The 13,031-nt window shown below is 67.5% G+C and carries 11 protein-coding genes; 3 read left to right on the top strand and 8 right to left on the bottom strand.

What is annotated here, in order from left to right; genetic code table 11:
- Nucleotides 1-6: 6 nt before the first annotated feature.
- From ACM0M4_RS30125 to ACM0M4_RS30090, 8 genes are all read right to left on the bottom strand, one after another.
- Nucleotides 7-576 carry a hypothetical protein gene (locus ACM0M4_RS30125; protein WP_003096751.1) on the bottom strand — a complete coding sequence of 190 codons (570 nt, stop codon included), beginning with the start codon at nucleotides 574-576 and terminating at the stop codon, nucleotides 7-9.
- Between the two features lie 124 nt (nucleotides 577-700).
- Complete coding sequence (locus ACM0M4_RS30120) at nucleotides 701-1,474, bottom strand: electron transfer flavoprotein subunit beta/FixA family protein (protein WP_034017043.1); 774 nt, start codon at nucleotides 1,472-1,474, stop codon at nucleotides 701-703.
- A 35-nt stretch (nucleotides 1,475-1,509) separates the two neighbouring features.
- Entirely contained in the window at nucleotides 1,510-2,742 is a 1,233-nt protein-coding gene (locus tag ACM0M4_RS30115) for an electron transfer flavoprotein subunit alpha/FixB family protein (protein ID WP_003114448.1), read from the bottom strand.
- Nucleotides 2,743-2,860: 118 nt separating this feature from the next.
- Complete coding sequence (dgcB, locus tag ACM0M4_RS30110) at nucleotides 2,861-4,822, bottom strand: dimethylglycine demethylation protein DgcB (RefSeq protein ID WP_003096746.1); 1,962 nt, start codon at nucleotides 4,820-4,822, stop codon at nucleotides 2,861-2,863.
- A 103-nt stretch (nucleotides 4,823-4,925) separates the two neighbouring features.
- Nucleotides 4,926-6,986, bottom strand: coding sequence for a dimethylglycine demethylation protein DgcA (gene dgcA / locus ACM0M4_RS30105; RefSeq protein WP_003107280.1), 2,061 nt, complete (start codon nucleotides 6,984-6,986; stop codon nucleotides 4,926-4,928).
- Between the two features lie 15 nt (nucleotides 6,987-7,001).
- Nucleotides 7,002-7,532 (bottom strand): DUF5943 domain-containing protein, encoded by a 531-nt coding sequence (locus tag ACM0M4_RS30100; RefSeq protein WP_003107282.1) that lies wholly within the window; start codon nucleotides 7,530-7,532, stop codon nucleotides 7,002-7,004.
- Between the two features lie 126 nt (nucleotides 7,533-7,658).
- Complete coding sequence (locus ACM0M4_RS30095; RefSeq protein WP_003106042.1) at nucleotides 7,659-8,636, bottom strand: dipeptidase; 978 nt, start codon at nucleotides 8,634-8,636, stop codon at nucleotides 7,659-7,661.
- A 221-nt stretch (nucleotides 8,637-8,857) separates the two neighbouring features.
- Nucleotides 8,858-9,328 (bottom strand): DUF1348 family protein, encoded by a 471-nt coding sequence (locus tag ACM0M4_RS30090; RefSeq protein WP_003106041.1) that lies wholly within the window; start codon nucleotides 9,326-9,328, stop codon nucleotides 8,858-8,860.
- A 154-nt stretch (nucleotides 9,329-9,482) separates the two neighbouring features.
- Here ACM0M4_RS30090 and cls point away from each other — a divergent pair, with 154 nt between their 5' ends.
- The 3 genes from cls (at nucleotide 9,483) to ACM0M4_RS30075 (ending at nucleotide 13,023) form a co-directional block, all read left to right on the top strand.
- The gene (gene cls, locus ACM0M4_RS30085) at nucleotides 9,483-10,955 is read left to right on the top strand and encodes a cardiolipin synthase (RefSeq protein WP_003121332.1); all 1,473 of its coding nucleotides are present in this window, start codon (nucleotides 9,483-9,485) and stop codon (nucleotides 10,953-10,955) included.
- 293 nt (nucleotides 10,956-11,248) lie between these two features.
- Nucleotides 11,249-12,601 carry a flavin-containing monooxygenase gene (locus tag ACM0M4_RS30080; protein ID WP_003122387.1) on the top strand — a complete coding sequence of 451 codons (1,353 nt, stop codon included), beginning with the start codon at nucleotides 11,249-11,251 and terminating at the stop codon, nucleotides 12,599-12,601.
- Nucleotides 12,601-13,023 carry a RidA family protein gene (locus ACM0M4_RS30075; RefSeq protein ID WP_003096732.1) on the top strand — a complete coding sequence of 141 codons (423 nt, stop codon included), beginning with the start codon at nucleotides 12,601-12,603 and terminating at the stop codon, nucleotides 13,021-13,023. Before ACM0M4_RS30080 ends, ACM0M4_RS30075 begins: the two co-directional genes overlap by 1 nt.
- Nucleotides 13,024-13,031 lie beyond the last annotated feature (8 nt).

Here is a 13,031-nt window from a genome sequence, read left to right as displayed (position 1 = left end):
AGGTCGTCATATGAAGGCTCTTACTTCTTCGTCCAGTTTCCTGGCTTCGCTCATCATCAGGCCGAACGAGCAGAGAAAGATCGCCTTGAGAAACTCGTAGGCCGCTTCGGAAGTGAGTCCTATCGAAACGCTCAGGACACGCTCGCCGTCGGGCAGGTCGAGAGATAGTACAAGACCTTGCAGCGTATTGATAAATGGCTGGAGCAAGAGTGCCAGGAAGGACAGCAGGCCGATGTGCACCAGGGTCCTGGCGTTGCGCTGCGACCAGCGTTCGCCCTTGGCCAGGCGGCGGAAGAACAGGCCGGTGAGCGCCAGGCCGAACGCGGAAAGCAGGGTCGGCAGGTAGTCCAGCAGCATCAGCAGCGCCCGGCTGCTCCAGGACAGGACGAAGCCGTCGCTGGCCAGGCGCGGCATTTCATCACTCCAGGCCTGCAGGTAGCCCTGCTCGCTGAGGCCGGAGAACCAGAGGTGGGTGTTCGCTCCGAGTTCGATGCAGGCCATGCCCCAGGCCAGGATGGCGCAGAGCATGCCGAGCAGATAGAGCTTGTGGTTGCTGAGATGCGTGGACAGCGCCATGCCGGGTTCCCCTGTGTGTTTCGCGTCTGGATGGCGAAACTAGGGAATAAATTATCGTAATACAATAATTTATCGTCACCACGTCATAACTTGTGATCTGGCGCACAGTGCGTTCTGACCCGCTTCAGCGGATCACGCCTTCCTCGCGCAGGAGCTTGAAGATGGCTTCGGCGCCGGCTTCCACCGAAAGATCCTTGAGTACCTGCCCGGTACCGCCGGAGGCCTTGGCGGTGGCGGCTTTCATCCGCTCGGCGCCGGTCTTCGCCTTGATTACCTTGAGCCGCTTCGGGCGCGGCCGGGCCGGTTGCAGGCTGTCTTCGGCGAGCAGCGGGTCGTCGACCACCTCCACCTCATGGGCCTCGATCTCGCCACGCCTAGCCGGGCCGAAGGCGCTCTGCCGGGCCACCGGCGCGGCATTGTCGACGCTGGCGACGAACGGCAGGCGTACCCGCAGTCGGCGTCGCTGGCCGCGAGGCAGAGCCTGGAGGACCTGGGCGCTGCCGTCTTCGACCTTCTCGACCTCGGCCAGGCCGACCACCAGTGGCCAGCCCAGGCGCTCGGCGAGGAGGAAGGGCAGCATCCCGGAGCCTTCCCCGGTTTCCGCCTGGCTGCCGGTGAGCACCAGTTGCGCGCGAGAGTCGCGCAGGTGCTCGGCCAGTGCGGGCAGGGCGTCGGCGCCGGCCGGCTGTTCCAGCACGGACAAGCGTTCCAGGCCCATGCCGAGATAGCCGCGCAGCGCCTCGGCGTGCGGGTCGCCGGCGTGCAGCACCTGTAGGCGTGGGCCGCTCAGGCGCAGGCCGAGTTCCACCGCGCGGGCGTCCTGTTCGGCACGGCGCGGGCGTCCGGAGGCTGGATGGGCGCCGATGGAGACCAGCGCGACGATGTTCAGCTCAGTCATGGTTCGATACCGATGAAAGGTACGTGGAAGCGGGTTCAGGCCGCATCGCGGGCGGCGCCGTTGCGGTGTGCCTCGGCCAGGCGGATCAGCGCGCGGAGGATTTCCGTCGAGTCGCCGATCACCGAGAGATCGGCGCGCTTGATCATGTCGCAGCCGGCGTCGCGGTTCACCGCCACCACCTTGTCGCAGGCGCCGATGCCCTGCAGGTGCTGGATCGCCCCGGAGATGCCCACCGCCAGGTAGACCCGCGCGGTGACCCAGGTACCGGTGGCGCCGACCTGACGGTTGCGCGGCATGTGCCCGTCGTCCACCGCCACCCGCGAGGCGCCCTCGGTGGCGCCGAGGACGGCGGCGGCCTGGTGGAACAGCGTCCAGTCCTGCACGCCGTTGCCGCCGGAGAGAATGAATTCGGCCTCGGCCATGGGAATCCGCGCCGGGTCCACGGCCACCGGGCCGAGGTCCTCGATGCGTGGCAGGTTGCGCGCCACCTGCTCGGCCATGTGCAGTTCGCGAACCTCATGGCGGGTCTCGCTGACCGGCTCGGCGCATTCCGCCGCGGCCAGCAGCAGGCGCGGCAGGGCGCGCTGGATGTCCTCGCGGCCGGCGCCGGCGCGGCCGATGCAGCGGCCGTCCTCGACCTGCCAGACGCGACCGGCCGGCCGCTCGCCGAGCGCGGCGGCCAGGCGCCGGCCCAGTTCGCCGCCGCCGTTGCGACTGTCCGGGAACAGCCAGTGGCGCGGGGCGAGCTGGTTCTCCAGGTTGCGCAGGGCGAGTATTCGCTGCTCGGGCGCGTAGCCGTCGTACTCGCCGCCGGAGAGGTGCAGCAGGCGGTCGACGCCGGCGCTGTCGAAGGCGCTTTCCTTGTGTTCGCCGAACACCACGGCGAGCACCGCGCCGTCGTTGCCGGCGAGCTTGCGGGCCAGTCCGAGGAGGTCCTTGTCGTGGCTGGAGAGACGGCCGCCGACCATGTCCGGGACCACCGCGACGAGGAATGCCGGTTGCTCGACCACATGCAGCGGCAACTGCGCTTCCTGCGCTACGCTGGCGCGGCGCGCGCCGCTGCCCTGCTGGCCGCCGGAGCGATCGATGCGGCGGATGCCGTTGGGGCCGAGGAAGCCGACGGCGTGCGGGTTCTTGCGGATCACGCCGTGGGGGCCCATCCAGCGCACCTCGCCGCCTTGGGCGGACTGCATGGCCGCATGCAGCGGATGCAGGCGGTTGCGGGCGATCCATTCGGCGCGTGGATCGCGACGGACGATGTCGTTCATGCGGAATGCTTCCTGTGGCTGCGGCTACCCGATCCCGCGGCCCCCTCCCTGGAGGGAGAGGCCGCTATCCGTGCTGCCCCGGTCAGCAGCGGATTCGATGTGAAGCTCGACACTCTCATCAATGCACCTCCGCCACGGCTTCACGCCGCACCGGCTTTTTTGCCGGCGCTTCCGCCTGCTCTATCAGCGCTTCCGCCACCAGCTCGGCGATGTCCTTGATCTCCGGCCGCGGTGCCACCACGCCTTCGAGCATCGCGGTGCACTGCGGGCAGCCGACGGCCACCAGCTCGGCGCCGGTCTCGCGGATGTCGGCCATGCGCATGTCGGGAATCCGTTGCTTGCCGGGGATGTCGGTGATCGGCGCGCCGCCACCGCCGCCGCAACAGCGCGAGCGGAAGCCGGAGCGTTGCATTTCCTTGACCTCGATGCCGAGTGCGCGCAGCACGTTGCGCGGCGCCTCGTACTCGCCGTTGTAGCGGCCCAGGTAGCAGGGGTCGTGGTAGGTGACGCTGCCGGCCTTGCTGCGGCCCGGTTGCAGTGTGCCGGCGCGCAGCAGTTCGTCGATGAAGGTGCTGTGGTGCAGTACCTGGTAGTCGCCGCCGAGGGCGCCGTATTCGTTCTTCAGCACATGGAAGCTGTGCGGGTCGCAGCTGACGATGCGGGTGAAGCGGTATTTCGCCAGGGTTGCGATATTGCGCCTGGCCAGGTTCTGGAAGGTCGCCTCGTCGCCCAGCCGGCGCGCCACGTCGCCGCTGTCGCGCTCCTCCAGGCCGAGCACGGCGAAGTCCACCGCGGCCGCCTTGAGGATCTTCACGAAGGCGCGCAGGGTGCGCTGGTTGCGCATGTCGAAGGCGCCATCGCCGACCCAGAACAGCACGTCGGCGCTCTTCTTCTCGCTCATCAGCGGCAGGTTCAGGTCGGCCGCCCAGTTCAACCGGCCGCCGGGGGCGAAGCCGCCGGGGTTGTCGGTGGCGATCAGGTTGTCCAGCACCTCGGCGCCCTTGTTCGGTGTGGCGCCTTTCTCCAGGGTCAGGTGGCGGCGCATGTCGACGATGGCGTCGACGTGCTCGATCATCATCGGGCACTCCTCGACGCAGGCCCGGCAGGTGGTGCAGGACCACAGGGTGTCGGCGTCGACCAGGGCCTTGCCATCCAGCGCGACGATCGGCTGGTGCGGGCCGCCGCCGTGCTCGCCCAGCGGTTTGCCTGGATAGGGGCTGCCGGCGAACTTCGCGTCGTTGCCTCCGGCCAGGCCGATGACCATGTCCTGGATCAGCTTCTTCGGGTTCAGCGGCTGGCCGGCGGCGAACGCCGGGCACATCGCCTCGCACTTGCCGCACTGCACGCAGGCGTCGAACCCGAGCAACTGGTTCCAGGTGAAGTCGCTGGGCTTTTCCACGCCCAGCGGCGCCTGCGGATCGGCCAGGTCGAGCGCCTTGAGGCCGGTGGAGCGGCCGCCGCCGAAGCGTTCGGCGCGGCGGTGCCAGGCCAGGTGCAGGGCACCGGCGAAGGCGTGCTTCATCGGCCCGCCCCAGGTCATGCCGAGGAACAGCTCGGACACGCCCCAGGCCACGCCAATGGCGAGGAGGCCGGCGAGGAACCAGCCGCCGAAGCCTTCCGGCAGGATCCCGGCCACCGGCAGGGTGGCGAGGAAGAAGCTCGCGGCGAACGCCAGCAGGCTCTTCGGCAGGCGCATCCAGGGGCCCTTCGACAGCCGCGACGGTGGGTCGAGGCGGCGGCGGGCGACGAACAGCGCGCCGACGAACATCAGCGCCGTGGCCGCCAGCAGGGCGAAGCCGAGGATCCGGCCGTGCAGCCCGAAACCGTGCACCAGGATCGCCAGCAGCGCCGCCAGGACGAAGCCGCCGGCGGTGGCGACGTGGGTTCTGGACATGTACCTGTCGCGCTCTACCACATGGTGCAGGTCCACCAGGTAGCGACGCGGCATCTGCATGAGGCCGCCGATCCAGTCGACCTTGGCGGGTCGGCCGCGGCGCCACATGAGGAAGCGCTTCGCGGCGCCGAGCACGGCAAGTGCCAGGGCGGCGAAGAGCAGGACGGGGAGGAGGGTGTCGAGCATTTCTGGTCTCCCTGCGGGACGTCAGGCGGCGCTGGATCGGCCTCCTCTCCCGCTTGCGGGAGAGGGGGGCCGGCCGTGCCGGTCGGATGCCACGAGGCGTGTCTTAGAAATCCTTGCACAAGCGCAGCGCGTCATAGATCGCCGCATGGGTGTTGCGCTGGGCCACGCAGTCGCCGATGCGGAACAGCAGGTAGCCTTCTCCGGACTGGCTGAGGCAGGGCTGCGGCTGGATCGCGAACAGCGCCTCGACGTCGATCTGGCCCTTGTTCCGCGAGCCCTGCTTGAGCGCGTAGTAGAGGCTCTCGTCGGGGCGCACGCCGTTTTCCACCACCACCTGGTCGACCACCCGCTCTTCCCGCGCGCCGGTGTATTCGTTCTCCAGCACCGCCACCAGCTTGTCGCCCTCGCGGTAGACCTTCTCCAGCATGAGGTCGCCGGTCATGATCACTTCCTTGGGATACATGCTGCGGTAGTAGGTGGGGAAGGTGGTGCCGCCGATGGCCACGCCCGGCTTGATGTCGTCGGTGACGATCTCCACCTGGGCGCCCTTGTCGGCGAGGAAGTCCGCCACCGACATGCCGCTGAACTCGCAGATGGTGTCGTAGACCAGCACGTTCTTGCCTGGCTCGACCGTGCCGTCGAGCACGTCCCAGCTGCTCACCACCAGGCCTTCGGCGGCGCCCCAGTGTTCGTTCTGCTCGAGGAACGGATGTCCGCCGTTGGCCAGCACCACCACGTCCGGGCGCAGGTCGAGGATGGTCTCGGGGTCGGCCGCGGTGCCCAGGCGCAGGTCGATGCCCAGGCGCGCCAGCTCCAGCTGGTACCAACGGGTGATGCCGGCGATCTGGTCGCGTTGCGGCGCCTTGGCGGCGGTGGTGATCTGGCCGCCGAGCTGCTCCTTCTTCTCGAACAGGGTCACGTCGTGGCCACGCTCGGCCGCCACGCGGGCCGCTTCCATCCCGGCCGGCCCGCCGCCGACCACCACCACCTTGCGCTTCGGTCCGGCGGACTTCTCGATGATGTGCGGCACGCCCATGTATTCGCGGGAGGTCGCGGCGTTCTGGATGCACAGCACGTCCAGGCCCTGGTACTGGCGGTCGATGCAGTAGTTGGCGCCGACGCACTGCTTGATCTGGTCGACCTGGCCCATCTTGATCTTGGCGATCAGGTGCGGGTCGGCGATGTGCGCGCGAGTCATGCCGACCATGTCCACGTAGCCGCCTTCGAGGATGCGCGTGGCCTGGTTCGGGTCCTTGATGTTCTGCGCGTGTAGCACCGGCACGTCGACCACTTCCTTGATGCCGGCCGCCAGGTGCAGGAACGGCTCCGGCGGGAAGGTCATGTTGGGGATGACGTTGGCCAGGGTATTGTGGGTGTCGCAGCCGGAGCCGACCACGCCGATGAAGTCAAGCATGCCGGTATCGCTGTAGTACTTGGCGATCTGCTTCATGTCCTCGTGGGACAGGCCGTCCGGGTGGAACTCGTCGCCGCAGATGCGCATGCCGACGCAGAAGTCCTCGCCGACCTCGGCGCGCACCGCCTTGAGCACCTCGAGGCCGAACTTCATGCGCCCCTCGAAGCTACCGCCCCATTCGTCGGTGCGCTTGTTGACCCGTGGGCTCCAGAACTGGTCGATCATGTGCTGGTGCACGGCGGACAGCTCGACGCCGTCCAGGCCGCCTTCCTTGGCGCGGCGGGCGGCCTGCGCGTAGTTGCCGATGACCCGCCAGATCTCCTCCACCTCGATGGTCTTGCAGGTGGCGCGGTGCACCGGCTCGCGGATACCCGACGGCGACATCAGGGTCGGCCAGTGGTAGCCGTCCCAGCGCGAACGGCGCCCCATGTGGGTAATCTGGATCATGATCTTGGCGCCGTGCTTGTGCATGGCGTCCGCCAGGTTCTGGAAGTGCGGGATGATCCGGTCGGTGGACAGGTTCACCGAACTCCACCACTGCTGCGGGCTGTCGATGGCGACCACCGAGGAGCCGCCACAGATGGCCAGGCCGATGCCGCCCTTGGCCTTTTCCTCGTAGTACTTCACGTAGCGCTCGGTGGTCATCCCGCCGTCGGTGGCGTAGACCTCGGCGTGGGCGGTGGAGAGCACGCGGTTGCGGATGGTCAGCTTGCCGATCTGGATCGGCTGGAACATTGCTTCGAAGGCCATGACCCTTTCCTCGGCTTACAGGGGTTTGACGACGAACAGGCCGTCTTCGTGACCGTCCTCGGCGCCGCTGTAGACCTGTTCGGCCACGGTGCGCAGGCTGCTGCCACGGGCGGCGAGGATCTGGTCCATGGCGCCGGCGAACCAGCCGGTGAACATGTAATCGACCTTGCGATTGACCTTGCCGTAGACGTAGACGAAGGCGGAGTGCCGCAGGCGGACCTCGGCGGTGCCTTCCTCGAGGTTGATCCGCTCGATCTCGAACAGGCCCCAGCCGCGCTGGGACAGGCGCTTCATGTAGTGCTCGAACACCGCCACGCCCTCCAGGCCGTGACATTCGGCTTCCTTCTCGCACCAGTGCCAGGCGGACTTGTAGCCGGCCTTGTAGAGGATCTCGGCGTAGGCGTCGGCGCCCAGCACTTCCTCGATGCCCATGTGGTTGTTGACGAAGAAATGTCGCGGTACGTAGAGCATCGGCAGGGCGTCAGTGGTCCAGACGCCGGTCTCGCTGTCGACCTCGATGGGCAGTTGGGGGGCATGTTTGGCCATGGTGTAAGCTCCGATTCTTTTGACTCCCTCTCTCCCTTCAGGGAGAGAGGCGGGGAGAGGGAAGATGGGTGCGATGCAATGCCCCTCCCTGGAGGAAGAGGCGACGAGTCGGGAGTGGGCCGGGAGTTACTCGCCCCAGACGTCGCGCAGGACCCTTACCCAGTTCTCGCCCATCACCTTGCGCACCACGCGCTCGGGCATGCCGCGCTCGAGCAGGGTCTCGGTGAGGTTGGGGAATTCGCCGACGGTGCGGATGCCCAGCGGGTTGACGATCTTGCCGAAGTTGGTCAGGCGCCGGGCGTAGCCCTTGTCGTGGGTCAGCCACTCGAAGAAGTCGTGGCCGTGGCCCTGGGTGAAATCGGTGCCGATGCCGATGGCGTCCTCGCCGACGATGTTCATCACGTACTCGATGGCCTCGGCGTAGTCGTCGATGGTCGAGTCGATGCCTTTCTTGAGGAACGGCGCGAACATGGTCACACCGACGAAGCCGCCATGATCGGCGATGAACTTCAGCTCCTCGTCGGACTTGTTGCGCGGGTGTTCCTTGAGGCCGGACGGCAGGCAGTGGGAGTAGCAGACCGGCTTCTTCGATTCGAGGATGACCTCTTCGGAAGTCTTGCTGCCGACGTGGGAGAGGTCGCACATGATGCCGACCCGGTTCATCTCCGCGACGATCTCCCGACCGAAGCCGGAGAGCCCGCCGTCACGCTCGTAGCAGCCGGTGCCGACCAGGTTCTGGGTGTTGTAGCACATCTGCACGATGCCCACGCCGAGCTGCTTGAACACCTCGACGTAGCCGATCTGGTCCTCGAATGCGTGGGCATTCTGGAAACCGTAGAGGATGCCGGTCTTGCCCTGCTCCTTGGCCTTGCGGATGTCCGCGGTGCTGCGCACCGGGATCACCAGGTCGCTGTTGTCGCGGATCAGCTTGTTGCTGGCGACGATATTGTTCACCGTCGCCTGGAAGCCTTCCCATACCGATACGGTGCAATTGGCGGCGGTCAGGCCGCCCTTGCGCATGTCCTCGAACAGTTCGCGGTTCCACTTGGCGATGATCAGACCGTCGATGACGATGCTGTCGGCGTGCAATTCGGCTGGGCTCATCTGGCATACCCCTTTCAGGCTGGGCGCGCCGGGACTTGTGCCGACGCTTTGGGGGCAGCATATCGTCGGGGCCCGGCGCGACCCGGCCCGAAAACGACCAGGGTCGTGCCGAAAGCGTCAAGCGTGCGACCGCAACGACGGAGGGCAATGTCGCGGATGGAACAGGCGCTGGCCGCCCGGGGCCGGCAACGGGGAGTGCGCGCGCCCCTGCCGGCGCGGGTTCAGAGGCCGAGTTCGCCGAGCGACGGATGGTTGTCCGGTCGGCGCCCCAGCGGCCAGCGGAACAGCCGCTGGTCCTCGCGGATCGGCAGGTCGTTGATGCTGGCGTGACGTTCGTACATCAATCCCTGCTCGTCGAACGCCCAGTTCTCGTTGCCGTAGGAGCGGAACCAGTTGCCCGAGTCGTCGTGCCATTCATAGGCGAAGCGCACGGCGATGCGGTTGCCGGTAAACGCCCAGAGTTCCTTGATCAGCCGGTACTCCTGCTCGCGCTGCCACTTGCCGCTGAGGAATTCGACGATCCGCTCGCGGCCGCGGACGAAGGTCGAGCGATTGCGCCAGACGCTGTCGGGACTGTAGGCCAGCGAGACGCGCTGCGGGTCGCGGCTGTTCCAGCCGTCCTCGGCGGCGCGGACCTTCTGCGCGGCGGTTTCGGCGGTGAAGGGGGGAAGCGGGGGACGGACGTCGCTCATGGCGGGCTCCTCGGTCTGCGGTGGTTTTCGATGGGAACAGCGTAGGGCAGGGCGAGCGCGGCCGAATGACGTCGATCCCACGGATCCTGCCAATCCCGCCTCGCCCCCCTGGCTGTTTGCCAGGCTGGCCAGACCTACCCCGGAGAGGGCTATGATGGCCGCCACCGGAGTGGACAAGGATCGACCTCGCGCAATGACCTCCACCACCTACCTCGGCCTGCTGCTGGTCGGTATCCAGGTACTCGGCTTCGTCGCCGCCATCCATGCCGTGCTCACCGTGCGCACCGCCCAGGGCGCGATCGCCTGGGCCACCTCGTTGGTATTCATGCCGTACCTGACCCTGCTGCCGTACCTGGTGTTCGGTCGCAGCCGTTTCGACGCCTACATCGAGGCGCGGCGCCAGGCCAACCGCGAGATGCACCTGGCGGCCGCCGAGCTGGACTGGCGTCCCTGGGTCGAGGAGGCCCTGGCGGCCCGCCAGGTCAGCGGCTACAAGGGGCTCAAGGCGCTGGTGCGGATGACCCGCACGCCGACCCTGGCGAACAACCGGGTGCGCCTGCTGGTCAACGGCGAGGCCAGCTTCGAGGCGATGTTCAAGGCGATTTCCGCCGCCCGCCAGGTGATCCTGGTGCAGTTCTTCATCGTCCGCGACGACGCCCTCGGCCAGCGCCTCCAGCAACTGCTGCTGGAACGTGCGGCCAACGGCGTCGAGGTGTTCTTCCTCTATGACGCCATCGGCAGCCACGCGCTGCCGCACCGCTATGTCGAGCGGCTGCGCCAGGGCGGCGTGCAGATGCATGGCTTCAGCACCGGCAGCGGCATGCTCAACCGCTTCCAGGTGAATTTCCGCAACCACCGCAAGGTCGTGGTGGTGGATGGCGAGTGCGGTTTCGTCGGCGGGCACAACGTCGGCGTCGAGTACCTCGGCGAGAAGCCGCCGCTGGCGCCCTGGCGCGACACCCACATGGAACTGCGCGGGCCGGCGGTGGCGTGCCTGCAGGAAAGCTTCGCCGAGGACTGGTACTGGGCGACCCACAGCCTGCCGCCGCTGATCCTGCCGCCGCAGTACGACAGCGAGGGCGCGCTCTGCCAGGTAGTCGCCAGCGGTCCGGCGGATGCCCAGGAAACCTGCTCGCTGTTCTTCGTCGAGATGATCAACGCCGCCCACGAGCGGGTCTGGATCACCTCGCCGTATTTCGTTCCCGACGAAGCGGTGATGGCCGCCCTGCGCCTGGCGGTGCTGCGCGGCGTCGACGTGCGCCTGCTGATACCCTCGCGCCCGGACCACCGCACGGTGTATGCCGCGTCCAGCCTCTACGCGCTGGAGGCGATCCGTGCCGGGGTCAAGGTGTTCCGCTACCAGCCCGGCTTCCTCCACCAGAAGGTGGTGCTGGTGGACCGCGACACCGCCGCCGTCGGCAGCGCCAACCTGGACAACCGTTCGTTCCGGCTGAATTTCGAGGTGATGGTGGTGACCGTCGACGAGGGCTTCGCCGGCGAGGTGGAGGCGATGCTCGAGGCGGACTTCGCCGAGTCGCTCGAATTCACTCCGGAAGACCGCCGCAGCGTGCGCCGCCTGCAGCAACTGGGGATGCGCGTGGCGCGGCTGGTCTCGCCGATCCTCTGAAAACCTTCGCGAACTCTGTACGTCGGCAAAACCGCGTTGGAAACGGCTTCGGAAAGCTCGGTTGCCGTTCGGGGACTCCGCTTCCCCGTTCGTTTTCGCCCGGTTTCTCCAGCTCGCCAGTTCGTCGGCAGGTCCTGAGCGACGCCTCTGCCGCCCGCCGACCGCGCGGGCGTGCAGCTTTTCCCTAGCCAGCGACTACAAAAATCATAATTTCGCTATTCCCCGGCTCTGAACAGAATGCGGCCATCACGCAACCGCAGAACAAGAACGACCAGAGTCCGAGGAACCGAGCCATGACCGACCTGAATCGCACCGCCTTGCCCTCGCGCACGGACGGGACCGTGGAAAAGACCGACACCCTCGTCGTCGGCGCCGGCCAGGCCGGCGTGGCGATGAGCGAGCACCTGAGCCGGCTCGGCGTGCCGCACCTAGTCCTGGAGCGCAACCGCATCGCCGAGGCCTGGCGCAGCGGACGCTGGGATTCGCTGGTGGCCAACGGCCCGGCCTGGCACGACCGCTTCCCGGGAATGGAATTCGACATCGATCCCGACGGTTTCCCCGGCAAGGACCAGGTGGCGGCCTATTTCGAGGCCTACGCGAAGAAATTCGACGCGCCGATCCGTACCGGCGTCGAGGTGAGGAAGGTGGTGCGCAATGTCGGTCGCCCCGGCTTCACCGTGGACACCTCCGCAGGGACCATCGAGGCCAACCGCGTGGTCGCCGCCACTGGCCCGTTCCAGCGTCCGGTGATCCCGCCGATCGCGCCGCGCGACGAGCGTATCCGGCAGATCCACTCGGCCCACTACTACAACCCGCAGCAGCTGCCCGAAGGTGCGGTACTGGTGGTCGGCGCCGGTTCGTCGGGGGTACAGATCGCCGACGAGCTGCAACGTGCCGGGCGCCAGGTCTACCTCTCGGTGGGCGCTCATGACCGTCCGCCGCGTTCCTACCGCAACCGCGACTTCTGCTGGTGGCTGGGCGTGCTCGGCGAATGGGATGCGGAAGTCGCCAAGCCCGGGCGCGAGCATGTGACCATCGCCGTGAGCGGTGCCCGCGGCGGACATACCGTGGACTTCCGCGCCCTGGCGCATCAGGGCGTGACCCTGGTCGGACTGACCGAATCCTTCGTCGACGGCGTCGCGACCTTCCGGCCGGACCTGGCGGAGAACCTGGCGCGCGGCGACGAGAACTACCTGGCGTTGCTCGACGCCGCCGACGCCTATATCGCCCGCAACGGCCTTGACCTGCCGGAAGAGCCCGAGGCGCGCCGCCGGCTGCCGGACCCGCAGTGCGTGACCGATCCGATCCTCGAACTGGACCTGGCCGAGGCCGGGGTGGGCAGCATCATCTGGGCCACCGGCTATGCCGTCGACTTCGGCTGGCTGCAGGTCGATGCCTTCGACCGCGACGGCAAGCCGCGCCACCAGCGTGGCGTGTCCAGCGAACCCGGCGTGTATTTCATCGGCCTGCCCTGGCTGTCGCGGCGCGGCTCCTCGTTCATCTGGGGCGTCTGGCACGACGCGCGCCATGTCGCCGACCACATCGCCATCCAGCGCAAGTACCTCGCATACCGCGACGCCGCCCAGCGCCAGGAACAGGACCGCGCCTCGCAAGCTCCGCAAACCAGCCTCCAGGAAGTCAGCTGATGCCTACCCATACCCGCATTCGCATGTTCAACACCAAGGACACCTACCCCAACCAGTCCCTGGACAACGATCTCTGCCAGGCCGTGCGCGCCGGCAACACGGTGTACGTGCGCGGCCAGGTCGGCACCGACTTCGACGGCAACCTGGTCGGCCTCGGCGACCCGCGCGCCCAGGCCGAGCAGGCGATGAAGAACGTCAAGCAACTGCTTGAGGAAGCCGGCAGCGACCTCTCGCACATCGTCAAGACCACCACCTACCTGATCGATCCGCGCTACCGCGAGCCGGTCTATCGCGAGGTCGGCAAGTGGCTCAAAGGGGTGTTCCCGATCTCCACCGGACTGGTGGTCTCGGCCCTCGGCCAGCCGCAGTGGCTGATGGAGATCGACGTGATCGCGGTGATTCCCGACGACTGGCAGCAATGAGGAGGCGC

This window comes from Pseudomonas sp. 18-147, assembly GCF_051048045.1.
Lineage (GTDB): Bacteria > Pseudomonadota > Gammaproteobacteria > Pseudomonadales > Pseudomonadaceae > Pseudomonas > Pseudomonas aeruginosa.
This window is presented reverse-complemented; position numbering and strand designations above follow the sequence as displayed.

Bases quoted from the DNA above. Each gene is read 5' to 3' on its own strand.
- ACM0M4_RS30125 (WP_003096751.1), bottom strand. From the start codon at position 576: ATGGCGCTGTCCACGCATCTCAGCAACCACAAGCTCTATCTGCTCGGC.
- ACM0M4_RS30120 (WP_034017043.1), bottom strand. From the start codon at position 1,474: ATGACTGAGCTGAACATCGTCGCGCTGGTCTCCATCGGCGCCCATCCA.
- ACM0M4_RS30115 (WP_003114448.1), bottom strand. From the start codon at position 2,742: ATGAACGACATCGTCCGTCGCGATCCACGCGCCGAATGGATCGCCCGC.
- dgcB (WP_003096746.1), bottom strand. From the start codon at position 4,822: ATGCTCGACACCCTCCTCCCCGTCCTGCTCTTCGCCGCCCTGGCACTT.
- dgcA (WP_003107280.1), bottom strand. From the start codon at position 6,986: ATGGCCTTCGAAGCAATGTTCCAGCCGATCCAGATCGGCAAGCTGACC.
- ACM0M4_RS30100 (WP_003107282.1), bottom strand. From the start codon at position 7,532: ATGGCCAAACATGCCCCCCAACTGCCCATCGAGGTCGACAGCGAGACC.
- ACM0M4_RS30095 (WP_003106042.1), bottom strand. From the start codon at position 8,636: ATGAGCCCAGCCGAATTGCACGCCGACAGCATCGTCATCGACGGTCTG.
- ACM0M4_RS30090 (WP_003106041.1), bottom strand. From the start codon at position 9,328: ATGAGCGACGTCCGTCCCCCGCTTCCCCCCTTCACCGCCGAAACCGCC.
- cls (WP_003121332.1), top strand. From the start codon at position 9,483: ATGGCCGCCACCGGAGTGGACAAGGATCGACCTCGCGCAATGACCTCC.
- ACM0M4_RS30080 (WP_003122387.1), top strand. From the start codon at position 11,249: ATGACCGACCTGAATCGCACCGCCTTGCCCTCGCGCACGGACGGGACC.
- ACM0M4_RS30075 (WP_003096732.1), top strand. From the start codon at position 12,601: ATGCCTACCCATACCCGCATTCGCATGTTCAACACCAAGGACACCTAC.